The following is a 25,684-nucleotide window of genomic DNA, read 5'->3' on the forward strand; positions in this document are numbered from 1 at the left end:
TGTTTAAGCCCTTGGATGGCCGGCAAATTCCTCAAAGTCAAGCGTTACCGACCTGGGTAAGTAAGTGGTTGTATTTGCTTGTGACTTCAGGTGTAAACACAGTGTTCCAAGCCAGAACTTCTGGCCGGTCTTTCACTAATTTGTGATAGTTGAAGCGTGCAAAAATAACTTCCCGCAAGGAAATCTGCAACCGATTCCCGCCCCTATCTTCGTTGAAAGTCATAAGACAGCCTGATTTTTCTGATTTCTTTCACACCATACAAGCCCCCTCTGTTGCATTTCTACTTCATGACCAATCCGAAAACTATACATTTAGACACATTTATACTACAATAACTATAGTAATGAGCCCAAAATAACGTAGTCATAAAGCGAAAGAGTCTTAGAATCCACTAGTTTACGTATTGGCTCAATGAAAACAGGCTGTAGAATAGAAAAGTGTTCTTGAGAATAAGCAAATCTCCCGAATCTTAAATATAAAAGTCACCTTGGGATCAACGACCTGTTTACCAGCAGCAGTGCTGATATGATTCATTTGGACCTGTCATGAGTCCAGAAGGCTAGCTGATGCATTCATTTAATCGAATTCTGATCATTGCCCTGATTGTCTCAACCTGCCAGGCCTTTCCACAAATGACTCATGCGCAGGCAGCTGACGAGAAAGACGAAGTCTTTGAGCACAATAAACCCAACCAACAAGCTAAGCCTCTCAATGAATTAAAAAAGATCATTCAAGGCTGGTTCGGCCAAGCCAAGCCGGCTCGAGTGCAGTTGGCGAGTCCGGCCACAAAATCAAAAAACCATGCCCACTATCGTTTCCCTCAAGACCTGGAACAGGAACGGCGATTCAAAAGAGCTCAACAACTGATTGATGATCAACAATGGGAACCAGCCCGCGAAAAATTGCAACTGATGCTTGAAAACAGCCTCAATCTCCCAGTCCATGTAAAGGGCGATCGTTCTTTAATCACTGATCGGGAATTGATTTATCAGCTTCTGGAACTTTTACCTGCTGAACAGCGTGAGAAATTCAATCGCCAGTATAACGCGTTGGCAGAAAAACTTTTTACCGATGCGCAATTAAATCAGGCGTCTCCAGAAATCTATGCGGAGATTGCAACTCGATTCGCTACGACCGCTTCTGGCTTTAAGGCAATGAACTACCTGGTTTCTTATCATATAGACCGGGGTGAATTTGGTCTGGCTGAACAATACATACAACGGCTATTCAAATATCGAGCGCCGATTACGGAATCTTCTCAATGGAGAACCAAGGCAGCCTTTGTTCTTAAACAAACGGGAAAACAATCGCTGATCGCGGAATTATTGAACTCCGGAAGAGACGCAACACAAACAGATGAGGCAATCGAAATCGCAGGCAGCCTCCAAATTCCACAAGAATGGTTGAGCAAGCAAGTCGTCCTCAACCTGGCTTCGAACCTGCTGCTCGATGAATGGCCGATGCTGTTAGGATCCCCCAACCGCTCTGCACGTGCACAGAACGCAGACCCACTCCTGATACCCCGCTGGTCATCACTCATCACTTCAAATCATTCAATCCAATCGCAATTAAAACTCATTCAGGAAGATTTACAAAGTTTAAATCGCGCGACTATCCCAGCGCTGCCTCCATTGGCGATCAACGGGAAAATTGTTTTCCGAACTCTGAAGGGGGTTCAGGTTCTCGATGCCAAAACAGGAACTCCCCTTTGGGAGTCCTCTCTCGAAAACTCTCCGGAAGCATCATACATTACTTCACGATTAAAAGGAGTGAATGTCCCTCAAGCACGCGGTCTGTTTGATCCCGTTCCCGAGAATCAGGCCTTGGCTTCTTACAATGGAACAAATCCAGACCATCACGCATTGACCAACTTAATCTTTAGAAATGCCAACTGGGGTAGCCAGAGTAGTGATGGCCAACACCTATTTATCATTGAGAACATGCGATTGAACTTTCAATCTTCTTCGTATCGTAGTTTTAACCGCTTTGGTCGAAGGAACAATTCGTCGCAACGCACTTTGTGGTCATCAAATCAAATCGTCGCCTATGATCTAAATTCGGGACAACCGGTCTGGAAAGTGGGTGGCACAAAATTCGACGAACCCTTTGACCTGCCTCTAGCGGGAACGTTTTTCTTTGGAGCACCAACGCCAGCAGGCAACGAACTATATGTAGTAGGCGAACGAGATCGGGAAATTCGTGTTTATGCTCTTGATCCACAAACTGGTGAAGAACGCTGGTCTCAACAGATCGGCAATCCAGACCAGGACATTGAAACCGATATGGTCAGACGCTGGTGGATTGCCCCCATTGCCGTCGATCAAGGGGTACTGATCTGCCCCACAAACATTGGTTTACTGACAGCCATTGATCGACTGAATCACTCAATCCTCTGGTCGACACAATATGTCAATGTACCTTCGAACTATTCCGGGAATCGATTTAACCGTATTAACCAGACAGCCGTTGAAACGCTTGGCCAACGCTGGTGCCCCTCAGCTCCTGTGATTTCCAAAAACAAAGTGATTTATACCCCACCCGATGAAAAAGCTCTGATTTGTCTGGATTTAATCACGGGAGTCCCATCTTGGACAAAACGGGCTAAAGAAACATCTCAGTATTTAGCAGGTGTTGTAGATGATCAAATTCTGCTGGTTGGTTTGAATGGAGTCACATCGATTTCTCTGACAAACGGCAAAAAGATATGGAACACAACATTCCAAGGTTCAGCTGGCCCCCCTTCCGGACAGTCTGTGATCGCTGACAAACGTTTGCATGTTCCGTTGCAAAGTGGCCAGGTATGGACGTTTGACGTCAACTCGGGAAAGGTGATTGACAAAATCTACAACGCCAAAGATGCACAGCGTTTAGGTAATTTGATTATTTATGAAGGACAATTCCTGTCGCTCAGCGCGTCTGGCCTGGTCAGCTATGAACAAAAACAGACTTTCGAAGCAGAAATCAAGCAGATCAAACAACAAGACTCCCAAAGCTCATTAGCACTGTATAAAGAATCTGAATTATTAATGATGAGCCATCGCTATCAGGATGCGCTCGCCCAACTTCAACAAATTGACATACAGCAGCTTCCCGCCAAGCTTCAGAATAGCTTTCATCATTTAATCGTGAATTGCTTGAGTTCCTTAATTCGATCTGATTTTCATAAATATGACCGGCTCGTTGACCAGCTAGGCCAACATGTCCGTTCAGAGAAAGAACGCATCGAACTGAAAAGATTATTAATAGAGCGATTCATTGCCAGACAACAGTATGCAGAAGCCTTTGATCTGATATTGGAATTAGCCAATGCCCCTGAAGAAACGTTTTTTCAAACTGCGAATACGGAATTACGTCTTGACTCTTGGCTAGCCAGTAAAGCCTTGGAACTCTGGGATCAAGCAGGCCCCTCAAACCGTGAACAGATTACTTCGAAAATTAGCTTAAGAGCGCAACAAATCTTAGGCGCTGAACTATTACAGCAAGAACGGTTTCTCAGTCAATTTGGATTTCATGATGCCGCGCTTCCTGTTCTGGAACAATTAATCGAATCATCGCTGCAATCTGATCAGTTCTATGAAGCAGAATTGTTGCTCACTCGGCTAATGAAACATAAAAGCCCACATATTTCAGCGCAAGCGCTAACCCGCATGGTAGATCTTTGTCTGAAATTCAATTTGAATCAGGATGCGGGATATTACCTGGATCAACTTGCGCAATACGACCAGAGTTTGACAATTTCGGAAAATAAAACCATTGATCAATTTCTGGATCAGAAGCAAAACAGGTTGAATTCCAATCTCAAAAAAAACAGACAGGATCCCTGGCAACCTCAAAAACTCAAACTGATTGTTGCAGGCTCAGACCGATCACAGTCCAGGTATTATTCTTCCAGAAGAGTTGCACTTAATACGAAAGCGTCTAGTTTACCTTTCTATCAATCGAGGACACTTGCAGTCAGTTCAAAAGAAAACCGACTGATAATGAGCACACCATCTAATAATCGATTAATCTGGTCGACGCCTTTACGGTCTTCATTTGGGTCACGTTCATCGAGTCTTAATGAAAGCGAAATTGTAGGCCATAACTTAATACTACAACATCGTGACATGCTACACTTTTACAACCTGGTCGATCAGAAACTGATCTGGAGTAAGAAGCTGGAGAAAGAACAAACCAACCGTTATTACTCAAATTCCTATACTCGGCTACGTCCGGCTCACCTGGCGAATGCAACAACGCTCCTACACCAGCATCATCCTTCTGTAGCAGTACGAACCATAGGGATGATTGCCGCTGCCAATGAAGACTACACTTGTTATTACAACCGCCGAAAGATCGTGCTCGTTGATACGAGAACCGGAAAAGTACGTTGGACTCATGAGAACTTCGATCAAGATACCAGAGTTCTTGGCGATGACCGACTGATCTATCTGGTCACTCGAGATCGAGTCACCAGAAAAATCCTACGTGTCAGCGATGGACAACCGACAGATTTAAAAAACATAAATCACTCTCTCCGAAATGCCATTTATCAAAACGATTCTGCATTTGTTGCAATTGAAGCGGAGTCAAACGGAAAGAAAAAAGAGCAAATATCCATCTATAGCTTTTATTCACAGTCAACAGAAGATCTCTGGAATCTGGATTTCCCCAAAGACTCTCTCTTTGGAATTTTTGATTATCATCATCTGTCTGTATTGAGCCCTTCAGGAGAACTGTTCCTCGTCGATTTACGTACGGGCAAAAAGTCGTCTTTAGAATCCATCCTTCCAGCCGACCTGAAAAAGTATCGAAATTTCTATCTCACTTCAGACGAGAAGTACATTTACTTTGTTACCCATTCTCAGTCAAGTAATTCCATTTCTATAAACGCTCCTTCAATACCCATCAATGGCATGCTTCATGTTTTCGATCGCCAAACTGGAAAGAAAATTTGGAATCAATCATTTAAGAAACAACATCTGGTTCTAAACACACAAAATCTGTTACCTGTCATTTTACTTGTCTCAAGAGACTATAAACGTACCGGAAACCGTGCCACCAGTATTGTGCATTTGCAAGCTGTGGATAAGCAAACAGGAAAGAATCTGCTAACCTGGAAAGCGCCCCTTGGGTCCAATATTCACACAGTTGCAGTAGATCAACAGCAAAAAATCATTGAAATTCTAACACATAATGCACGAATTCGATTATATGATGCAGACAGACTGGCAAGTGGTGCCCCGGTTGCCCCTGCTCTGAAACAACCACCAGAAAAGAATTAGAAAATCCACTTGCTAAACAAACTGTCTGAAAATACAATAAAGTGCTTTCACTACTTCGTCGTTCTCTCCCTACTGAAGAGAGTATACATGCAACGTGTATTTGTTTTGTTTCTGATTGTTTCTCTCACTCTGCCAGCAGTGCCGGTTTCGGGCTGTGAGTGTAACCAAAATCAGACAAACCAATCCAATAACTGTTGTTGCAGTAAATTGGATTCAGATCAGATCACGAAAGTCAAATCCTGCTGTTGTCAAAACTTACAGCAATCTGAAAAACAGCAAACGCAAGGAGTAAGTCGTAAATCCTGCGAGAAAAACAGCTGTCATTGTAAGCAGACACTCTCACAAGTCGCGACCATCGGTTCTGCGAAATCCACAAAGCTGGCTCGTCAATCCGGCCGAAGCTTCATGACAGTCAATCTGGCTTCTGAGTCTTCGTTCTCTAGTCGGTCAACGTCTCCCCTCATCGGTGAGGTATCTTCTGCCTGCGGTTCCCACTCCTCAGGGGAGTTTTGCGCGCATTTCTGCCTGTGGTTGATCTAAATCACAATTCAAAACCGGATGCATCAGAATCCGTTTCGCATTCTTCAGTTATTTAATTCTGAATCCATGCGCTCTCCTTTTGCTGAAATAAATCGTTTCAACAGGACAGATTGAACGGTAAATGATTGCATCATAACGTATATTCAAATCTTGATTTTAATCAGTAACACATTTTTTAACTTTTAGGAGAATCCAATGCGTCACGTTTTATCAATTGCAGCCCTGTTCGCTGTTGTTGCGTTCATGGGTCAAACTAATGCCGCTGATGATGCCAAAAAAGGGAAAGCTCTCTGCCCGGTTGCTGGTAAGCCTGCCAATCCGAACCAGACAGTTGCTTACAGAGGTGGAAGTGTTTCCCTGTGTTGCGGAGGTTGCAAAGCGAAATTTACTAAAAATCCATCCAAGTATGCTGCAAAAGCAAACCTTCAACTTGTTTCAACAGGACAAGCCAAACAGGTGAAATGCCCCTTTGCTGGCAAACCAGTGAATCCCGCTCAATCTGTTACGGTTGCAGGGACAGAAGTCAAATTCTGCTGTGGCGGATGTAAAGGAAAAGCAGCCAAAGCTGAAGGTGATGCTCAAATTGAGCTGATCTTCAACGATAAATCATTTGACAAAGGCTTTAAAGTCACTAAAAAAGAGTAGTGAAATTTGTTTTGATCTTCATCCCATATACTCTTTGCGGGCCTGCCTCATATGGGATTTGAAGTCAGAAAGGATTTCACAGTATTTGACTAGAGTGGGAGAGTCGTTCGAGACTCTCTCACTCTATTTTTTTGTTTACGTCGTATATTCAGAATTCAGGCGTACATATTCCTGAGTCAGATCACTGGTCCAGAACACAGTCGATTCATCACCAAACGGGAATCGAACCTGGATTAACACATCTCGATTTTGCCGCATACTCTCTGAAACGGCTTGCTCATCAAAATCAGCAGGTAGTCCATTTTCATAAATCAATGTACCATTGATAGAAAGAATAACATCCTGCTCATTCAGCTTGACTGTGGTTCGTCCGATTGCTGATACAATTCGTCCCCAGTTAGGATCCGAACCGGTAATCGCAGTTTTCACCAAAGCGTCATTGGCAATCGTTTGAGCAATTTCGAATGCTTCCGATCGCTGCTTCGTACCAGAGACTTCAATCGTAATGAAGTGATCAGCCCCTTCAGCATCTCGAATAATAGCCTGCCCCAACTCCATCGCAACTTCATCAATGACAGACTGTAACTGGTTCAGTTCCTGTTCGTTCAATTCCTCAACTTCTGCTGCGCCATTGGCCATCAAAATCACAGTATCACTTGTGCTGGTATGTCCTTCCACCGAAACACAATTGAAGCTTCGATTCACAGCATGGCGCAGCATCTGATCGGTCTGTGATGCGTTGAGTGGAGCATCAGTCATAATTAATGCTAACATTGTCGCCATATTAGGGGCAATCATCGCCGCTCCTTTCGCGACACCACTCACGCGTACCGTGTTACCCCTGATTGTCAATACACGAGTTGCCTGCTTGGGAACCGTATCCGTGGTCATCATCCCACGTGCTGCATCTAAAAACGCCTGCGAATCAAAGTCCAATTGTTGTATGATTTTGGGAATCCCTTGTTCAAGCGGTGAACGAGGTAAAAAGTGTCCAATGATTCCTGTGGAACAAACCAGTACTTCTTCTTCACTGATTTCCAGACCATTGGCTACCTGACTGGTCATCCAACGCGCATCTTCTATTCCCCGGTCTCCGGTACAGGCATTGGCATTGCCGGAATTGATAATGACCGCCCGGATAGAATCAGAGGGAACGCGTTCGCGAGACACTTTGACTGGTGCACCACACACTTGATTTTTTGTAAATACACCAGCACCACAGCAAGCCGCATCAGACACAAACAACGATAAATCAAAAATCGATTTGTCTTCTTTAATTCCACTGGCCAGACCAGCAGCTCGAAACCCCTGGGGTAAACTTAATTCAGCAGTCAACTGTTTGTCCTCGATGAATAATGAGGTTTCAGATGATTAACCCGGTCGTCTCAGAGTAACCGGCCATCAGATTAAAATTCTGAACTGCAACTCCCGCAGCTCCTTTGATCAAATTATCGAGTGCAGAAAATACAATCAATTGATCGCCGGAAAATTGAACAGAAATGTCACAGTAATTCGTCCCCGCCACATCCTTAGTTACAGGAATTCGATCAATCACTCGCACAAAGGGCTTCCCTTCATAAAACGATCGATAGACGTTTAAAATCTCATCGCGATTTACTTCACTGGTTAACCGGGGATACATAGTCGCCAGAATTCCCCGATTCATGGGAGTCAAGTGGGGGGTGAAAACAACCTGCACTTCTTTGCCACTGACAGTGGAAAGTACTTCATCAATTTCTGGTGTGTGACGATGCGTGCCAACCCCGTAGGCGGTAATACTTTCATTACATTCGGAATACAATGTTGCCAGCTTTGGGTTTCGACCGGCACCGCTCACTCCGCTTTTCGCATCTATGATAATTCCAGTAGGCTCGATTAAGTTGTTCGCCAGTAACGGTGCCAGTCCTAAAATCGACGTACTGGTATAACACCCTGGATTGGCAATCAGATCCGCAGGGGGAATTTTTTCGGCCCAAAGTTCTGGAAGACCATAAACGGTACTCCCCAACCGGGTGGGATCGATGTGCACATGATGATACCACTTTTCATAAACAGCAGGATCATTCAATCGATAATCGGCACTCAAATCAACGACGCGGCAACCATCAGCCAAGAGATCTGGAATGACCTCCATACTGGCCACATGAGGCAGTGCGCAAAAAGCAAAATCTGCACGCTCCGAAATTTGAGTAGGTGTTAGTGCTTCGCATGGCAGATCCAGGCGTCCTTCGAGACAAGGGTGGATTTCACTGATATGTGGCGTATCTGTCTGACGCGAAGTCAAAGCAACAATTTCAACTTCAGGATTACGTAACAGAATTTTGATCAACTCAAGAGCCGCATAACCAGAGGCCCCCATAATAGCAACTTTCGTCATTGTTACCTGATCCGACTATGCCTTAAGAGCTAAATAAAGTCTCACTGCGAGTTAAAAAACGAGAGTCATTGCATTTGAGATGTACATTTTAGGAGTGAATAAGGAGACGACAAGCAATTGGCCCTCAAGGATCGCCCGCTTTCTCTATTTTTTACGAGGTAAGTCATAAACGCACAAATCCAAGACAACCATTCAATCGAAACGAGGAAGAGAAGCTTCCTTTCTCGAATGAAATCCTGATTTTATAATGATTATTTAGAATTAACAATGCCATACATCCGCCCCTGATTGAATATGATTCTTTCAAATTAAGCTGCAAAATCAATTCGGTTTCCTTTTCAAAAACCTTTCTAAACATCACAATAAAATCATCGATCCGAGTCATTTTTATCGATCGCAATCAGGTTTGCAGGTATGCCGAACTCCTTGCAGAATCACGTTTTTTGTAGGTGATTGTCAGGGATTTCAGTGGATACCCGCCAGTTCAACACATAAGAAGAGGAAAGAATGTCTAACGTTGCTAAACTAGCCGCCGATGCGCTGACTGAAGGTGGTGGAATATTTCGACTGTCTCCAACATGGGTTCCCCGTTCGTTTCTTCAACCTGGTCGACGATTAAAATTGCATCCGAGCGACTATTATGCACTGGGAACACATCGGGGGGGGATTGATGAACGCTGGTTTGGCTCAACTACTGCCGCCGCCAATGAAGGCGCTCCGCCAGATGAAGGCTTGAGCTACTGTGACTTTGGAGGAGAAAAATTCACACTTCGAGACGCGATTGCCGAACTGGGAGCTGAAGTAATCGGTGATTCCATCTGGAGTAAGTACCAACGTTGGCCGGTTTACTCCAAATTCTTTGACAACATGGGTCCCATTCCACATCACATGCACCAAAATGCTGAACAAGCAGCGTTAGTCGGGCAGGAAGGCAAGCCGGAATCGTACTACTTCCCACCTCAGATGAACGCAATTGGCAATAATTTCCCTTATACATTCATGGGACTTGAGCCAGGCACGACAAAACAGGATGTGATTGACTGCCTCGACCGCTGGAATGACGGTGACAATGGCATTCTCGATCTCTCCAAAGCGTATCGCCTCAAACCGGGGACTGGCTGGCTGATTCCTCCCTGCGTATTGCATGCTCCCGGTAGTCTCGTGACTTATGAACCACAATGGGGTAGCGATGTATTCGGTATGTACCAGTCAATGGTCGAAGGCCGCGCTGTACCACGCTCACTGTTGACGAAGGACTTCCCTGAAGACAAGCACGACGATAATACTTATCTCGTCGAAGCCCTTGACTGGGAGGCCAACGTAGATCCTAACTTTAAAGACAACAACTATCTCGAGCCGATTCCAGTGGCTGATACTGCGGCTGAGGGCTATGTAGATCGTTGGATTGTTTACGGTAAAGTCAAAGGGGAGCAGTTATTCACCGCGAAAGAGCTGACTGTTGACCCCGGCAAGAAAGTAACGATTAAAGATTCGGGGGCCTATGGCTGGATCACGGTTCAAGGAGAAGGCTCGATCGGAAAATTGAGATTACAAACTCCTGCTATGATCCGCTTTGGGCAGATGACAGAAGATGAAGTCTTCGTATCAGAAAAAGCAGCCCAGGAAGGTGTCACCATTGAGAATACCGGCAGTGAGCCATTGGTCTCGCTTCGTTACTTTGGTCCTGGTGCGTGCCCCAGCGCTCCCAATGTCGGTGATTACCGAAAATAAAAGACAGCATTCACTCTTAACTGCCCGAACTACCGGGCAGTTTTCTTTTTGATCTTATAATTCCTGCTAACATGAAGGACCAGCTCATGAGTGATAACACATCGAATCCATTACCCAAACTTCATAATGCAGCCTGGCCGGGAGTCGTCGGGAAAGGTCCCGATTCAGAGCCTCCCATTGATCTGGACACCATGCTCGATCTAACAGCTGCCGCCGAAGTAGGTGGAATCAAATTTGACGGAACTGACCTGTTTCTGTTTGATCCACATGTCAGAATCGACTCCAGCGATGACGATTTAAAGCAATTGGCAGAAAAGGTACAGGCTCGAAATCTGGTGATCGGTTCTGTCGTGGCTCCTGTCTGGCCTCCCACAGGTGGCGGTTCTGCAATGGGAAGCGAAGAAGAACGCGGCATGTTTCTGGAACAGGTCCGTAAAGGCTGTGGTATCGCTAAAAAATTACGTGAACTCGGAGTGCGTCCTTATGGCGTAGTTCGAATTGACTCGGCCGCCGGTCCTGGTGATTGGGTCGCCGATCCTGAAGGCAATCAAGCCAAAATTGCAGAAACCTTTAAACAAGCTGCTGATATCGCCGCTGATCATGGTGAGCGACTCGCAGCAGAAGGAGAAATTTGCTGGGGAGGCATGCATAGCTGGAAACGGATGGTCCAACTACTGGAAATGGTAGATCGCCCTGATGTTCTGGGATTCCAGGCAGATATGTCACACACGCTTCTCTATCTGATGGGCTACAATGCTCCTGAAGATAGTCTTCTTCCTGAGGACTTTGACTGGAATGACGAAGCAACCTTCGACGCTGCTTACAAAACTCTGACCGATGCTCTGCGTCCCTGGACCATTGATTTTCATGTCGCTCAGAATGATGGTACCGTGCATGGCACGGGATCTCATGACAAGACCGGTAGACACTGCCTGCCCAAAGACCCCAACGGTAAGCTCGATATTACCAGGCGCGCTGGTTACTGGTTACGCGATGAAAATGGTGACGTGACGAAAAAGTTCGAACACATCTGTTGGGATGGCTGTATGTTTTCCAATGAAGTCATGATGAATCCTCAAACCTGGAACGACATCCTTGGTGCAATGATCAACGTCAGAAACGCCCACGGATGGTCTTAATCGTAAAATAACAATCTCACTTTCAATCTGTTTTTAATCCATAAGGAATCACACCAATGACTAAGCCAATTCGAGTCGGTCTCATCGGCTACGGGTTCATGGGACGTACCCACTCAAACGCTTATAGACAAGTCAGCAAATTTTTCGATATAGAACACACACCCGTTTTGCAGGCAGCCTGCGCTCGTAGCGAAGACAAAATCAAAGACTTCGCTGATAACTGGGGCTGGGAATCTTATGAAACCGACTGGCGAAAACTGATCGAACGGGATGACATCGATCTGATTGACATCACAACCCCCAATAATTCGCACCATGACATTGCGATCGCTGCGGCGGAAGCCGGTAAGATGGTGCTCTGCGAAAAGCCACTTGCCATGAATACGGCGGAAGCCGTCGCCATGACAGACGCGATTGAAAAAGCGGGTGTGGCAAATATGGTTTGGTTTAATTACCGCCGTGTTCCCGCCATCACACTCGCTAAGCAATTAGTCGATGAAAAACGAATTGGTCGCCCTTTCCACTACCGTGCCTGCTATTTACAAGACTGGACCATCGCGGAAGATGTCCCGCAAGGAGGAGCCACGCTCTGGAGACTCGATGCGAAAGTCGCGGGTAGTGGAGTGACGGGTGATCTTTTAGCGCATTCTATTGATTCAGCGATCTGGCTTAATGGACCGATTACCTCTGTTTCAGCAGCTACTGAAACGTTTGTCAAAGAACGTGTCCATCAGGAAACCGGTGAAAAAACACCTGTCGAGATTGATGATGCTTGTATGTTTTTAGCTCGTTTTGCCAATGGTTCCATGGGAACATTTGAAAGTTCGCGCTATGCACGTGGACGAAAAAACTTCAATACCTTTGAATTGAATGGCGAAGATGGCTCTGTATTCTTCGATCTGGAAGATCCACAGATTCTACAATATTTTGAGTATGCGAATCCCACGACCGGCCAGAAAGTCGAAGATCACGTGACCGGTTGGCGTCGGATTCATGTGACGAATTTTGAGCATCCCTATATGGATAAATGGTGGGTTCCCGGTTGCACGATCGGCTATGAGCACACCTTTACGAATGCCTTGGCTGATTTCTTCCAGGGTCTGGATTCTGGTAATCCGACTCAGCCTGACTTCCGGTCTGCACTTGAGACTCAAAAAGTCTGTGATGCTGTTCTCCAAAGCGCAAAAGATCAGCAATGGGTCGAAATTGCGTAGCATTTCTGTCAGCTCATATGCTATACTAGTTGCAGAATAAGCCTTTACTCATAACGGGCGACGTTTAAAGTCGCCCGTTTTTGCTATTTATTGAAACACACAAATTAACGAGTATAAATCGGGAGCCAACAAGATGGACCGTCAACCAATTTCACAAGAAGGATATGACAAGCTGCGCGAAGAAGTTCGTTATCTTGAAAACGAAAAAATGCCTGAGATCGCACAAGCAATTGCAGATGCGCGTGCGGAAGGTGACTTAAAAGAAAATGCCGAATATCATGCACAGCGTGAAGCCCAGGGTTTGACACAGGCAAAAATTAATCTCCTGAAAACCAAACTGGCTAATTGTTATATCGCCGATAAATCGGCTATGCCGAAAGGAGTTGTCACCTTTGGTTCAGTGGTTACCGTAAAAAATCTCGATGACGGCCTGGAAGAAATGTATGAATTTGTTGGCCCGGGTGAAGAAGACTATACATCTGAAGTCATGAAAATCCTCACTAGTAGTCCACTGGCAGAAGGTTTACTCAATAAAAAAGTCGGAGACAAGGTGGAAGTTGAGGTTCCTTCAGGAACACTACGTTTTGAAGTCGTTAAAATCGATGACTGACTTCTGAAGGTTCAAACGATAACATTAAAAAAGCGGCAAGGGACACAAGTATCCCTGCCGCTGCTTTTTTATCACTCAATCTAAACCAACCAAAAGAGAAAGCTTCCAGATGGTTTAAGGCCTGCCTGCCCTAACTTGATTTCGCCTGTACCAGTATCCGGTTTGCTAAGGGAATCGAAGGGGCAAATGTTTGAATTGTTTGTGTCACTAACTGCTTCAGATAGTAACTGGAACTAACACCGTAAACTGTAATTCCTGAGTGATCGCAACATACTTTCACATTCTGCACCTGTCGGTGAGTTCCAAAAAGAATTTCTGTTTCCAGCTTAGCTGGTGCAGGACAGGATTCCCATTTGTTGGAAACCTGCTGTGACATTTTCTGCTTAGCCTGACGGTTTGTGTCCTCAAAGAGACTCTCGAGAATTGTTGGTTCTTCTGCAACAACATTTCGCGGCTTTTGTAAAATCTGCAAAGACATCGCAATATTCTTACTTAAAATAGTGTGTTGGATCGGATTTGAACTATCATTTCGACAGTCGCGAATCATGTGCCGAAACAAAAGCCATTCAGAAAAAACAGTCCGTCTGGCCCGCTGCCATTGATATGAGAAAAGCCTATCTGATTCAACATACAAGACTTAGAAAAATCAAGTTTGAACTCAATCTTAACCGTCTGTAAATAATTGGTCGCGATTCGATTTATTCTCGATGTGCGTTGTTTGTTTGCGAACTGCTCAAAAAGTGTGCTGAAGAGAGAGGTACTTCTCACTCATGATTCTCGAAAACTCAACTGAGCATAAAGAGAACAGCTGAAAAATATCCCCTATTATACCAATAGCAATACTTATTTCTGGGTCTTGACCCAATGAGCAATGTCATTGATAACGGCTTTAGCAACATTGCCGGGCACAGTATATTCGGCAGGAGAACTCTTCTCTTCTCCTTCCATGAACAGATGATTGAGCTTCGGATATGAAATGAACTTTACATTACTACATGTTTCCAATGCATTTTTCCATTTTGAAAAATCGTCCATCGTGACTTGATAATCTCGCTCGCCTTGAAGAATCAGCAAAGGGGCTTTGAGTGCTTTGGCACTCACTGCCGGGTTGTACCCCCTTAAGTCGAGCCAATATTTCGCGGGAATTCCCAATGGTAATTCTTTCGCGTCTGTCTCTGGAGACAATTCTGGTGATTTGACTTTCTTCACTTGTCTGGTAATTTCGTCAATTTTCAGTTGTTCTTCCTCCGTGATTTTACCGTCATAGGAAAAAAGATACCTGGTTTGATCAAGAACGAGATCTTCCAATGGACGCACAGAGCCTGCCAGGCTGATAAAACCTGCAATCCGATCCGTTTCTGTCCCGATTTGTGGAATTAGGTTCCCACCAAGACTATGTCCCAACACAAATACCCGACGACTATCGATTCGCTCATGTTTCACCAGAAAATCCACGGCAGCCACAGCGTCATCAATGGTTTCCTCTTTGACAGTCATATTTCCCATCAGGAGGGCCATTTTCAGTCGATGATGCTTCGTCCGTTTTTCATATCGCAAAACAGCGATTCCCTGAGACGCGAGTCCCTGAGCCAAATCACGAAAGGGTTTATTGGGACCAATGGTTTCGTCCCGGTCATTGGGGCCTGATCCGTGAACGAGAACCACAGCGGGAAATGGCCCTTTACCTTTTGGCAAGGTAAGTGTGCCTGGTAAAAGCCAGATGCCTTTACCGAATGTAACCTCTTCTTCCTCAAATAAAGAAGCATCTACATACGAAGGTGTTCGATATGACTCGGTCGGCACAAAAAAGAGCCCAGTAATTTTATTATCTGCAGAGAAGACAACCTTTGCATCGAGCTTGCCTCGCTCAAACTCACAAGTAACGAAAACTAGGTGGTATTGATTAACGATTTCCACTCTTGTTTCTGAGGATCGTTGCAGAGGGCCATACTGACGTACAATTCCGCCCCAGATCGTCTTCAATTTGTCGGCAGGAAGTGCCTTTGACATCACTTTGTCGAAACGGGCGACAGATAGTTCAAACTTCCCCTTTGACAGTTGGCTGACAAACTCTTTTGCCAACTTAACTTGCTCGGCATCCTTTTGCCCCTGCGTTGCAAAAGCCGCTTGCTCATGAACAAAAAGAATACAGTAGGCTCCAATAATGAATGACAGAAGTAAACCAGGCAATCGTTTCTGCATCGGAAGCCCTTTACTAAAATAAAGGAAAAGTAGGACACAATCTACACTTAACACGTTTTCTCATGCATGAAAACGACGAGAGTCAATTGGGGGATCAAGAAAATTACGTAGTATTGTAACATTGTATCCTAAAAGTTGTCGTATTGGTTCCTTTGCTTTAAAAAAGTAATTTGACCCATGAAAGATGAGTCACTTGACAGAACTGGATCGACTACACCGCTCGTAATTCTCTGTGCAGTGCAGTCTAATGAGGTTTTGGTGACTTTCACGATAACAATCAATGAACAGATTCCTCTCTCTTGAAGCACCTTCCTTACTGCAAGTCAAAATCATGTTTGTTCTCGCCCTCTTTGATATTAATTGATAAGTTAGATTCTGTGTTGTAGGTTTCGGGAATAAACTGCACAATTTCTTTTTCTTTTTTTCCATCACCCTCAGAAGTAACCACATTACGGCCCGACTCCCGGTAGCTTTTGATTTCGATTCGATTTTTTCCTACAGTCGCCCCTTCTTCAGAAGAAAGCGAATATTTACCGTCTTTGATATCCGCAAAGACAGCCTTACCTGCAACCTGTCCATTCACCACTTTACCATCAGGAATAAATCGAATCTTGCCTGATTCAAGCGGTTTCCCCTGATAGCTCACAGTCCCTTGAATTTTCGCAGTTGTATATTTCATCTCTGTTGAACCACTACACCCAATGGCCGCCAACATGATGGCTCCAACTAACAAAATATTTAGAACACACTTCGAACACATTTTCGTTTTCCAGAAAAAGTAAAATAAACAAAAACCTGAAAGCCGACTTTGCATCAACAAAGTCGGCTGAACACTCAAGCATTAAACAAACCGGGAATCAAAATTCTCCGAGAACATTATCATCTGACTTGTTCCCCAGATCCTGCCATGTTTTCAAATGAATGTTTTCTGAAACAAAGCGTACAGCTCCATCGCATAATAAAATATGCACGCCTCCCACATGCTCACTGTCAGCGGAAGCGTTAGCATATTCCTGATATGTTCTACAAGCGACATCTGTATTGGGAGAGAATACTGTCAAAAAAGCCCATCGGATTGAAGCATCTCCATAGAACCAGGACTGACCTCGTAGTCTTCCAGTACTTCCCGGTGCACTACAGTCATCCAAAATCCCTCCCGTGCTGACGTTACCGTAGTTCGTATATTCAGAACCAACCAATAACTCGGAAATCATCATCGTATTGGAAGTTCCATCCGTAATATCACGTATTTTCGTTTTACTATCGGTAAAGAAGACGGTGGTACCATTATTTTGATAATTGGTACCGCCACCATTAACAGATCCAAGCGGGCTATTTCCTACGCAACCAGTGTAATTGCTCGGACCACTACTTGAACCAGTTGTTCCCTTCCATCCCGGATCACTCGGACAACGATAGGCAGGTAAAACTGTATTGCGCACCTGTGAATTGACCGCATTTCTTCCTGGGTCAGGGACTGAAAAATCAATGAGATTGTAGAGTGGCGCCTGATCCATACTGGGGAGGATAAAAGCAGACCACAATACTTTTCCCGTATTCCATCCGCTTACTCCTGCATAGGGGTGCTGAGGCGCTCTTGTGATTCCCGGAGGAAAAGTAGAATGAATGTCGTGATAGTTATGCAACGCGATACCAATTTGTTTCAGATTGTTCTTACAAGTACTTCGTCGTGCTGCTTCACGTGCCTGTTGAACAGCAGGTAAAAGTAAAGCGATCAAAATCGCGATAATGGCAATCACGACCAGTAATTCAATTAATGTAAAACCACGTTTTTGTTTGTTCATATTTAGCTCCTGTAGTCATCAGATTGCTGAACCATTCAGTAGTATGTCAGCAAACGTTCTCAATTTAGTGATTTGAATGTGGATTTTGTGGAGGGACTTTTTTTGCTCTGTTTAGGGAAACCGAGCCCGGATCGTTTATTCTTGGCTTTGTATTTTGGAGAGTTAGTTATGGCAGGCTTTGGGAGTGTCAGTGGAGTGATTTTGTGGTAACGTGGAGTGAAGAATTGAGCCTGGCTTTACTGCAAATGAGGCCAATCCCTCCCCAAATTATATCAAGCACACATACCTGTGACTAGGATTTCTTCTTTTTTCTCATCCACGGAATCCGTGTTTTATGAACCCATACTAGAAATTCAGAATTCTTTACTAATGCAAGACTTAGAATACTTTCGATGGAAAGTCGGCAGAATAATGCTGGTGCTTTACATCAAGCAAATTAGTAACGAAAACTATGCTGGGGCGCAGTAAAAAAGACCTTCAAACAAATGTTTGAAGGTCTTTTTTATGAAAAACACGACGACTCGCTCAGTCAAATAACTAACGAGGTCGGCAATTTTAAGCTAGAAGTCCTTGTAGTAAATTCTCTCCAGGACCATGATCATAGCAATCACTGTTATTCCAGAGAGGCAAACCAGCAGCATAACGAGCAGCCAACATCAGAACTTTTTGTTCTGACCCGGGCTTTGCCTGGGTTGCTTCATCGGGATTGATTCCCATTTCACGGTATTCTTCTTCACCGAACAAAGCGTCAAAGTTGGGATCATACTCTTCGTTTTCAGAAAACTCAGGGTAATCCGCTACTTCAAAACCAACCAGTGACTGGTCATTTTCAAGTTCGCATGAAAGATCATCAACGTCATCCGAACCCATCAATAATGCCGGCATTCTCTTCTTCTTTCTCCAACAACAATAAGTAATTCCATACCTTCCACTCATACCATATGAATGGACGCACCTTCTAAGTGAAACAAAACACAGCCATCTCAACCAAACCGAGAAAATCAATCGCTCGTAGCGTACGCATCCATTGCGTTATTTGGGAGATTTGAAAGCAACACCCTCCAAGGGTGCGGGAAGTTTTTTCAGGTGGGAAACTCTTCTAAATTTAGTGGTTAAAAAACGTCCCAGTTAAAGGATTGTAGCTCAAAGCCACAATCAAGAATACCTAATAGGTATCCCCTGTTTCATGGACAATTCTTGAGTTTTTGTGACAAAATGTCAACAAGATTTTTGACATTTTTACAAACTACTTTGAAATCGAATGCCCAATAAGGGTATCAACCCCATGACTTGGGAATTTTAGCCGGTAATCCCAATTAACTTGTCGATCGATCGACGAAACAAACAACTTTTTGATGGGTCAAAATCGTTTTCGCCTCGATCCCAAATATAACTGGACAAACCAGATCAAGGACGATTGATGCCGTACCGCTTCAGTTTCCGATCCAAAGTAGAACGCTCAATTCCTAAGATTTGAGCGGAACGGGATTTATTCCAATTCGTATTGTTCAAAACAGAGAGAATATGCTCCTGCTCAACAACTTCGAGGGAGACATCTCGAAAACGGCCATGCGCGGGCGGTAGAACACATTGAGGATCGCTTTCCATGCCCACAACCGAAAGTTGTATGTCATCCCCATCAATAATGTCGTCAGTACATAAAATAAAAGCACGTTCAATCGTGTTTTGCAGTTCACGAACATTTCCTGGCCAATGATATGATTCCAGCAGATCCTTAGCCTCTTGAGTGAACCCACGAATAGGTCTCCCCGTTTTAACGACAAACCGATTCAGAAAATAATCAGCCAACAAGAGAATATCGCTAGAACGAACTCGTAATGGATCAACACTAATTTCAACGACATGTAATCGGAAATATAAATCCTGGCGAAACGTTCCTTTGGCGACTGCTTTTTCCATATCACGATTCGTCGCAGCCACAACGCGTACATCGACATCGATTGAAGCGCTGCCGCCAACCCGCTCAAAAGCATGTCCTTCTAAAACACGCAGGAACTTTGCCTGAATGCCTAAAGACATCTCACCCACTTCGTCAAGAAACAGCGTTCCTTGATGTGCCTGCTCAAATTTTCCCGGCTTCTGCCCAGTCGCTCCGGTAAAGGCGCCTTTCTCATGACCAAAAAGTTCACTTTCCAGGAGTCCCTCACTCAGAGCCGCGCAGTTCATACAAACAAAAGGGTGTTTCTTACGCTCACTGTTAAAGTGAATGGCCCGCGCAACCAGCTCTTTTCCAACCCCACTTTCACCACGAATTAACACACTGGCATCAGTAGGTGCAATACGCAGAATCTTCTCTTTCATTGCAACCATACTGGGACTATTCCCTACCAACTCACTCTCCAACTCAAGTTGCTCGCGCAGGGCCTTGTTTTCCCCTTCCATCCGAGCCAGGCTTTTTTTATCGCTGAGATTCTGAAGCGAAATTGCTAACTGATCCGCCAAAGCCAGTGTGAATTCCAAATCGTCAGAATCTAATGGATTGTCGGGATTTGTTGAGTAGAGATGAATCAGTCCTGCTACCCCTCGTTTATTGCGAATCGGCGCGCAAATCACACTTTGAGCATGAATCTTTCCCAGACTGTCCCTGGTAGATAGCTTAGAATCATCGGCAATATTGTGTGCCAGGATCGCATCCCCCTCATTTAACACCATTTCAGAGAGAAAATTCGAAGGTCGCTGATAAGGAATTTCATCAGCCGACTGAAAGGCTATCACTCTTAAATTTTCTGGTTTGCGGGCTTCGTGCCGGCTGGGATCAAAATACAAAATAGCGCCAATATCCGCACTGGTTCCTTCAAATAAACCATTCAATACAATTTGAGAGAGTTCCTGTTCTGTTTGGGAATTCCCCATATCCAATGCGAGACGATAAAGTCGTCCCAGCTCACGACTGGTACGATCTCGATCGAGGTTGGCCTGCGGGAGTGGCGTATGGAATCGGGTCTGATTCTTACGTTGGATGATTTCCGGAACATTGAATTCATCCCAACTGGACTGATGCCCCACTCCGATCGTTTCGCTTTCCAGGTCGTCATCTGGATCTTTGCCTGCAGAAGTAGCCCGTGACGAAAAACGCGAAACATCGAAAGTGAAGATCGCCTCACTATCTCCGATTTCAATAACACACCCTTCTTCTAGTTCATGATCTTGCGTAATGGGAGTTCCTTGAACGAGTGTTCCATTTCGGCTTCCCAGATCGCGAATGATCCATGAGGCATCACTATAGAAGATTTCACAATGATTTCGACTGCAAACCTCATCGTCCAGCACAATCCGATTCGTGGGAGCACGGCCGACGGTTGTCACCTGGCGATCTACCAAACGATAAACCTTGCCTCGCTCATCCAACTCTTGAACGATCAGATAAGCAACAGATGCTGATCCATTTGAATTTTGTTTCTCAGAGTTTTGCATAGATTATAACGCAGGAAATGTTGCAATATTGAAAATGAGCAAGACTGACCCCATCCTCTTCCTCGCCCACAATCAAGGCCGAAGTCAATCTACCATATTTACTTACGATAACCCCATTAATTATTATATTCAATTAACTTGCACCAGAACATAAAATTCGTCAAGCTAAAGTAGCGAATTGTCAATAACATCCCGCCTGTAAAGAGAATCTCCGATGAATCGATTGTTTTCCCCCCGCTTTTTTGTACGCACTTTGCTGCTTATCCCTGCTGCTTGCTTCGCGTTCTCTGCCCTGACAGAATTACAGGCAGAGAATTGGCCACGGTTTCGCGGTATCAATGGAGCAGGAATATCCAATGAAAAAGGCTTCCCACTGAAATGGACAGACAAAGATTACGCCTGGAAGAAAGAATTACCCGGACTGGGTCATTCTTCTCCTTCGATCTGGGACGACAATCTATTCGTGACTTCTGCCCTGGGAGAGGGAGAAACCCGCTATCTTTTCTGCATTGATCCTAAAACCGGCAAAGAAAAATGGCGACGTGAGACAAACTTGAAAAAGAGCCATAAACATAGAAAAGGGAGCTGGGCTTCCAGTACACCTGCCACAGATGGCGAATTTGTCTTTGTGGAGTTTGCAGACGAAGAATCCTACCTGCTGATCGCCTACGATATGAAAGGCAATAAAATCTGGGAACGTGATCTGGGAGCCTTCACTAGCCAACATGGTCATGGAAGCTCTCCCATGATTTACAACGATCTGGTCATCGCAACTAAAGATCAGAAGGGCCCCAGTGTTGTGACAGCCTTCAACAAACGAACTGGCAAAACCGTCTGGCAGGCAGATCGAGCTGAACGTAGAACATCCTATGCCACTCCGATTGTCGTTAATCACCCTAATACCGACCCCCAGCTAATTTGTGTCAGTGGGGCCACCGGCATCAGCAGCCTGGTTCCGGAAACCGGTAAGGTCAATTGGACCACTGGCGAATTTCCTATGAGAACAGTTTCCTCTCCCGTCTACGGAGAAGGTCTGATCTTTGCCACCTGTGGAGGTGGAGGTAGAGGAAAGCTTTTATATGGAGTCGATCCTACAGGCTCAGGGAATATCAAAGAAACACATATCAAGTATACACGCTCTACAAAACTGCCATATGTCCCCACGCCGATTGTTTATGAAGGACACCTCTATCTTTGGGGAGATAATGGCGTGGTCAGTTGCATCGATCTGGCGACTCAAAAAAATGTCTGGACGGAAAGAATTGATGGCGGCTATAGCAGTTCGCCAGTCTGTATCAACGGAATCCTCTTCTGTATCAATGAGGACGGCGAAGTTGCCATGGTGAATGCCTCTCCTCAATTTAAATCACATGGCAAAGTCAAACTCAGTGACCCCAGCCATGCAACAGTCGTTGTTGCCAATGGCCAAATGTTCCTGAGAACATTTCGGAATTTGTATTGTTTGAATGCCAAGAAGTAAACTTTTTCCAATAATCTCATAGTGCACTTGGGTTTGTTGTGAATTATAATCTTAGGGATCTTTATGAAAGAGAAAGTGATCTCGATCTGGTGTGATGTGATATTCCATTAACTCTCCTATTGAGAGATTAACACCTACAGTTCATTAAGAACTGGTTTGTAAAAGAGAACACGGGCCGTCTTGACTCTGTCAGCATTTCAGAAATTGATTGTATTAAATTAAGGATTAATTATGCCCGCCTGGCCCGGTGGTCCCTGCCCCAACTGCAGTGAGGACATGCCTGCAAATCTGGTTCATTGCCAAACCTGTCGCGAACTACTCAACGAAGATTTAGAACACGATACAGTTGAGATCCCCGAATTTCACCCTCTCAAGGAACTTTCTGTTTGTTGTGACGCGTTCCCTATTGGCTTTTTCTTCCAATGCCCTCAGTGTCGTAAAGAACTACGAGTTCACAAAAAGTATCTTGGGAAACGAGTCAGCTGTAATTTCTGCCAGACCCCTTTTTCTTTAAAAGTTGATGCAAGCAAATCCAGTTCGCAAGGATTCTATACAGCTTGCCCACACTGCCGAAAAGAATTACGTATCGCGCATAAGTATCTGGGAATGACAGCTTGCTGCAAATTCTGTCAGGGACATATCCAGCTACTGGAGAAACCCGCTGATCCAGTTGACTCTTAAAGTACGCTTTAGGAAAACACACTTTTTTCAGATTTAGTACTCTGTTCTCCATTGTGTCATTATTGCTCTGTTTCAGAATCGCTTGGTGAATCCGAATCACTCTTCCAAGAAACAGCAGTTTGTGCAGGTCTGGTTTTGTAAAGCTCTCCTGCCTCGTTAAAGAGTAATGCGACATTCAAATGCCAACGCTTTCCATTTTCGCGTTCCCACAAGTCGCAGTAATAAATGGAAGGACTTGAGGCAAATTCGCCTGAAATTCCTGCTGCATTTAACAAGCTGATTGCCTGTTCTTTTTGAGTTCCGAGCGGCGCAATGGCAAGGACTTCCTTTGATTGCTCATCAAAAACCATTGGTGCAGGAATCACTCGATCTAAGTTGGTGCAAGCTGTTAGACCAACCGAACAGGCGAGCCAACCCACGACTGCGTAGAATAGGGGGACTTTTTCCCACATAGTGAGAATAGAGTTCTGATTTTTCGACATCTGCTCCCCACCTCCTTGAAAGGGAAACACCACTTCGAATTGCTTATCAGCATGATTCAAATCCTCAACTGTAATGTAGCAAAACTCGATGATTGAGGCTATCTTAAGATTTCGATCCTCATCATCCGCAATTCATTCGCGATCCCAGCGGCAATATGAAAGAATACAATATATCTCAACTGCTTAAATCTCAAAAACCCCTTATTCTTACTATCTCTGCCGTCAGAATTTAAATAGACAACAGAAAATGTTCACTTGAACCCTAAAATTCTATTGCATTGAGTCACTTTCAAATACAAAGTATTTTCTGAAATTCTATGATTAGAAAAAGAGGCAAGCTTACCCAAAACAATGATTACACTGACAGCTTCCTTTCTCTTGATTCTTAAAACAAAAAAGAGCGAAGTTCAGACGTATCAAAGCTCAGAAACCAGTCCTTCTCACTGCTATTGTTTTTAACCATGGATCACAAACCAAAATCTTCAAGCCGCATCCCAACACTTTTGTTGGTCCTGGTGTTTATGGGAGTCCTTTTTTTTCCCGCCTCAGCCTGGTGGAACCATTACCAGACAGAACGTTTGAAAAAAAAGAGTCAGGAACTGTTAAAATCAGAGAAATGGGGAGCCGCTGAAACCACAGCGAGAAAATGGACGGATCGAGCCCCCAATAATTCTGATGCCTGGCTGACACTGGCAGAAGCATATCGCAAACAAAATAAATTCGCGGAAACAGCCAATGCTTTGGGACGATTAAGTAATTCCGACCCGAGAATTTTAAAGACTCTTGCCTTGAGAACGGACCTACTTCTTTCAGAACTGCATGATCCCATCAAAACAATTGAGACGTGTAACCGAATTCTAAAAATTGATCCCAAAGTGGATCGTGCCCGCCAACGTCTCATTTATATCTATTCAATGATGTTACTTCGTTTAAAAATGGTGGATCAAATCAGAGAAGCAATTAAGTTAAATTGTGAGCCACCTGAAGCCTATGTGTACCTCCTGCTTTCAGATTCTCTTAACTTCAGCAATGGTCCTCCACTCATCAACTCCTGGTTAAAGAACGATCCGAACAACGAGGACCTGCAAGTGGCATTGGCAATTTATATTGCGCGAAGTAGCAGCGATCAATCTCTGCAAATGAATGATTCGAATTTCATTTCAGGGGGAGATCTGTCTTTGATTAATGAATGCCTTAAAAAATATCCTCATAACCGGGAAGTACTCGCCTATTTTATCAAGAACGCTCTTGAAAAAGGAAATCTGGACCATGTCGCTGAGTTGCTTGAAAGTGCACCTGAAGATGCTGAACAAGACAGTCGATTCTGGAGATTCAAAGGACGTTATCTTGCCTTAAAAAATCAACTCAATCCGGCAGAAGATTCGTTTAGCCAGGCACTTAAATTAAATCCCTATGATTGGCGTACAAGACTCGGTTTGGCAGAAATTCTGCGTAGAAAGGGAAAGCTCACTGAAGCTAAGAAAATGGCACAGATCGGAAATCAGGGAAAAACGTTTTCGAAACAGCTCATTCAACTGAAAAACCCGAATTCCATCGATCGCGAGTTATTAGAAAAAATAGAACAGTACGCACAAGAATGTGGTGATCTTAACGTAGTAACCGCAATTCAAAATAGACTGAGCAAATCTCGTTAGTACTTTCAAATCATCCCTGATCTGGATGACATTTGACAGGCGTCTACTGTACGGGGAACTCGAATCCCCAGATCTAAAACATAAAGATCAAAACACATATCAATTTGGATCATTCACAATTCTTTCGGTTATCAACTGCTTCATTTTTATTGATAACCACTAGTGCACTCAGTCACTTTCCTTAAGACCAGATCAAGTCAGAGTCCAAACCTCTAACTTTTTTACTATTTAAGTCAGCTTCAAAAAACGACTTACTGACAACACTTTTCTTAGCAAAACTAAAAATTTTATCTATTTCGATTCAGGTCAGAAAACAATTGACATTTTTATAAACGCAGCTGTAGAATCCAGTTGTATATTAATGAACCCATGTATTAATTATACAAGAAATCCTGATTTAATTTAATTATGTTCATAAATTGC

General features: G+C 44.2%; 19 protein-coding genes. 10 read left to right on the forward strand and 9 right to left on the reverse strand.

What is annotated here, in order from left to right:
• Positions 1 to 567 precede the first annotated feature (567 nt).
• The 3 genes from V144x_RS21415 to V144x_RS21425 all read left to right on the forward strand — a co-directional run bounded on the left by V144x_RS21415 (position 568) and on the right by V144x_RS21425 (position 6,450).
• On the forward strand, positions 568 to 5,265 hold the full coding sequence (locus V144x_RS21415; protein WP_144987980.1) for an outer membrane protein assembly factor BamB family protein: 4,698 nt from the start codon (positions 568 to 570) through the stop codon (positions 5,263 to 5,265).
• Positions 5,266 to 5,352: 87 nt separating this feature from the next.
• Positions 5,353 to 5,805: a hypothetical protein gene (locus V144x_RS28835; protein WP_144987982.1), complete on the forward strand. Its 453-nt coding sequence runs from the start codon at positions 5,353 to 5,355 to the stop codon at positions 5,803 to 5,805.
• A 195-nt stretch (positions 5,806 to 6,000) separates the two neighbouring features.
• Positions 6,001 to 6,450 carry a hypothetical protein gene (locus V144x_RS21425; RefSeq protein WP_144987985.1) on the forward strand — a complete coding sequence of 150 codons (450 nt, stop codon included), beginning with the start codon at positions 6,001 to 6,003 and terminating at the stop codon, positions 6,448 to 6,450.
• Between the two features lie 135 nt (positions 6,451 to 6,585).
• Here the strand turns inward: V144x_RS21425 and argJ are convergent, their stop codons facing one another.
• Both argJ and argC read right to left on the reverse strand, forming a co-directional pair.
• Entirely contained in the window at positions 6,586 to 7,785 is a 1,200-nt protein-coding gene (gene argJ / locus V144x_RS21430) for a bifunctional glutamate N-acetyltransferase/amino-acid acetyltransferase ArgJ (protein ID WP_144987987.1), read from the reverse strand.
• A gap of 28 nt (positions 7,786 to 7,813) precedes the next feature.
• Complete coding sequence (argC, locus tag V144x_RS21435) at positions 7,814 to 8,827, reverse strand: N-acetyl-gamma-glutamyl-phosphate reductase (protein WP_144987990.1); 1,014 nt, start codon at positions 8,825 to 8,827, stop codon at positions 7,814 to 7,816.
• A 507-nt stretch (positions 8,828 to 9,334) separates the two neighbouring features.
• Here argC and V144x_RS21440 point away from each other — a divergent pair.
• The 4 genes from V144x_RS21440 to greA all read left to right on the forward strand — a co-directional run bounded on the left by V144x_RS21440 (position 9,335) and on the right by greA (position 13,521).
• Positions 9,335 to 10,558 (forward strand): hypothetical protein, encoded by a 1,224-nt coding sequence (locus V144x_RS21440; RefSeq protein WP_144987992.1) that lies wholly within the window; start codon positions 9,335 to 9,337, stop codon positions 10,556 to 10,558.
• Between the two features lie 86 nt (positions 10,559 to 10,644).
• The gene (locus V144x_RS21445) at positions 10,645 to 11,697 is read left to right on the forward strand and encodes a sugar phosphate isomerase/epimerase family protein (protein ID WP_144987994.1); all 1,053 of its coding nucleotides are present in this window, start codon (positions 10,645 to 10,647) and stop codon (positions 11,695 to 11,697) included.
• A 56-nt stretch (positions 11,698 to 11,753) separates the two neighbouring features.
• Complete coding sequence (locus V144x_RS21450; protein WP_144987997.1) at positions 11,754 to 12,911, forward strand: Gfo/Idh/MocA family protein; 1,158 nt, start codon at positions 11,754 to 11,756, stop codon at positions 12,909 to 12,911.
• A gap of 133 nt (positions 12,912 to 13,044) precedes the next feature.
• Positions 13,045 to 13,521 (forward strand): transcription elongation factor GreA, encoded by a 477-nt coding sequence (gene greA / locus V144x_RS21455; RefSeq protein WP_144987999.1) that lies wholly within the window; start codon positions 13,045 to 13,047, stop codon positions 13,519 to 13,521.
• A 130-nt stretch (positions 13,522 to 13,651) separates the two neighbouring features.
• On the opposite strand, the gene V144x_RS21460 is transcribed toward greA, so the two are convergent.
• From V144x_RS21460 to V144x_RS21485, 6 genes are all read right to left on the reverse strand, one after another.
• Positions 13,652 to 13,999 (reverse strand): hypothetical protein, encoded by a 348-nt coding sequence (locus tag V144x_RS21460; protein WP_144988001.1) that lies wholly within the window; start codon positions 13,997 to 13,999, stop codon positions 13,652 to 13,654.
• A gap of 365 nt (positions 14,000 to 14,364) precedes the next feature.
• Positions 14,365 to 15,723: an alpha/beta fold hydrolase gene (locus V144x_RS21465; protein WP_144988003.1), complete on the reverse strand. Its 1,359-nt coding sequence runs from the start codon at positions 15,721 to 15,723 to the stop codon at positions 14,365 to 14,367.
• A gap of 313 nt (positions 15,724 to 16,036) precedes the next feature.
• A complete protein-coding gene (locus V144x_RS21470; protein ID WP_144988005.1) occupies positions 16,037 to 16,483 on the reverse strand; it encodes a hypothetical protein in 447 nt (148 codons plus the stop codon).
• Positions 16,484 to 16,580: 97 nt separating this feature from the next.
• Entirely contained in the window at positions 16,581 to 17,528 is a 948-nt protein-coding gene (locus V144x_RS21475) for a DUF1559 domain-containing protein (RefSeq protein ID WP_144988007.1), read from the reverse strand.
• Positions 17,529 to 18,083: 555 nt separating this feature from the next.
• On the reverse strand, positions 18,084 to 18,413 hold the full coding sequence (locus V144x_RS21480) for a hypothetical protein (protein WP_144988009.1): 330 nt from the start codon (positions 18,411 to 18,413) through the stop codon (positions 18,084 to 18,086).
• Positions 18,414 to 18,935: 522 nt separating this feature from the next.
• The gene (locus V144x_RS21485; RefSeq protein ID WP_144988011.1) at positions 18,936 to 20,963 is read right to left on the reverse strand and encodes a sigma 54-interacting transcriptional regulator; all 2,028 of its coding nucleotides are present in this window, start codon (positions 20,961 to 20,963) and stop codon (positions 18,936 to 18,938) included.
• Positions 20,964 to 21,177: 214 nt separating this feature from the next.
• Between V144x_RS21485 and V144x_RS21490 the strand changes: the two genes are divergently transcribed.
• Both V144x_RS21490 and V144x_RS21495 read left to right on the forward strand, forming a co-directional pair.
• Positions 21,178 to 22,443, forward strand: coding sequence for a PQQ-like beta-propeller repeat protein (locus tag V144x_RS21490; RefSeq protein ID WP_144988013.1), 1,266 nt, complete (start codon positions 21,178 to 21,180; stop codon positions 22,441 to 22,443).
• Positions 22,444 to 22,674: 231 nt separating this feature from the next.
• Positions 22,675 to 23,124 carry a hypothetical protein gene (locus tag V144x_RS21495; RefSeq protein ID WP_144988015.1) on the forward strand — a complete coding sequence of 150 codons (450 nt, stop codon included), beginning with the start codon at positions 22,675 to 22,677 and terminating at the stop codon, positions 23,122 to 23,124.
• A 59-nt stretch (positions 23,125 to 23,183) separates the two neighbouring features.
• Here V144x_RS21495 and V144x_RS21500 read toward each other — a convergent pair whose 3' ends face one another.
• Positions 23,184 to 23,606, reverse strand: coding sequence for a hypothetical protein (locus V144x_RS21500; RefSeq protein WP_144988017.1), 423 nt, complete (start codon positions 23,604 to 23,606; stop codon positions 23,184 to 23,186).
• Between the two features lie 461 nt (positions 23,607 to 24,067).
• Between V144x_RS21500 and V144x_RS21505 the strand changes: the two genes are divergently transcribed.
• On the forward strand, positions 24,068 to 25,261 hold the full coding sequence (locus tag V144x_RS21505) for a tetratricopeptide repeat protein (protein WP_144988019.1): 1,194 nt from the start codon (positions 24,068 to 24,070) through the stop codon (positions 25,259 to 25,261).
• Positions 25,262 to 25,684 lie beyond the last annotated feature (423 nt).

The organism is Gimesia aquarii (genome assembly GCF_007748195.1).
Classification (GTDB): domain Bacteria; phylum Planctomycetota; class Planctomycetia; order Planctomycetales; family Planctomycetaceae; genus Gimesia; species Gimesia aquarii.

Bases quoted from the DNA above. Each gene is read 5' to 3' on its own strand.
- V144x_RS21415 (WP_144987980.1), top strand. From the start codon at position 568: ATGCATTCATTTAATCGAATTCTGATCATTGCCCTGATTGTCTCAACC.
- V144x_RS21465 (WP_144988003.1), bottom strand. From the start codon at position 15,723: ATGCAGAAACGATTGCCTGGTTTACTTCTGTCATTCATTATTGGAGCC.
- V144x_RS21460 (WP_144988001.1), bottom strand. From the start codon at position 13,999: ATGTCTTTGCAGATTTTACAAAAGCCGCGAAATGTTGTTGCAGAAGAA.
- V144x_RS21500 (WP_144988017.1), bottom strand. From the start codon at position 23,606: ATGTCGAAAAATCAGAACTCTATTCTCACTATGTGGGAAAAAGTCCCC.
- V144x_RS21505 (WP_144988019.1), top strand. From the start codon at position 24,068: ATGGATCACAAACCAAAATCTTCAAGCCGCATCCCAACACTTTTGTTG.
- V144x_RS21475 (WP_144988007.1), bottom strand. From the start codon at position 17,528: ATGAACAAACAAAAACGTGGTTTTACATTAATTGAATTACTGGTCGTG.
- V144x_RS21470 (WP_144988005.1), bottom strand. From the start codon at position 16,483: ATGTGTTCGAAGTGTGTTCTAAATATTTTGTTAGTTGGAGCCATCATG.
- V144x_RS28835 (WP_144987982.1), top strand. From the start codon at position 5,353: ATGCAACGTGTATTTGTTTTGTTTCTGATTGTTTCTCTCACTCTGCCA.
- V144x_RS21490 (WP_144988013.1), top strand. From the start codon at position 21,178: ATGAATCGATTGTTTTCCCCCCGCTTTTTTGTACGCACTTTGCTGCTT.
- V144x_RS21450 (WP_144987997.1), top strand. From the start codon at position 11,754: ATGACTAAGCCAATTCGAGTCGGTCTCATCGGCTACGGGTTCATGGGA.
- greA (WP_144987999.1), top strand. From the start codon at position 13,045: ATGGACCGTCAACCAATTTCACAAGAAGGATATGACAAGCTGCGCGAA.
- V144x_RS21485 (WP_144988011.1), bottom strand. From the start codon at position 20,963: ATGCAAAACTCTGAGAAACAAAATTCAAATGGATCAGCATCTGTTGCT.
- V144x_RS21425 (WP_144987985.1), top strand. From the start codon at position 6,001: ATGCGTCACGTTTTATCAATTGCAGCCCTGTTCGCTGTTGTTGCGTTC.
- argC (WP_144987990.1), bottom strand. From the start codon at position 8,827: ATGACGAAAGTTGCTATTATGGGGGCCTCTGGTTATGCGGCTCTTGAG.
- V144x_RS21445 (WP_144987994.1), top strand. From the start codon at position 10,645: ATGAGTGATAACACATCGAATCCATTACCCAAACTTCATAATGCAGCC.
- V144x_RS21480 (WP_144988009.1), bottom strand. From the start codon at position 18,413: ATGCCGGCATTATTGATGGGTTCGGATGACGTTGATGATCTTTCATGC.
- V144x_RS21495 (WP_144988015.1), top strand. From the start codon at position 22,675: ATGCCCGCCTGGCCCGGTGGTCCCTGCCCCAACTGCAGTGAGGACATG.
- V144x_RS21440 (WP_144987992.1), top strand. From the start codon at position 9,335: ATGTCTAACGTTGCTAAACTAGCCGCCGATGCGCTGACTGAAGGTGGT.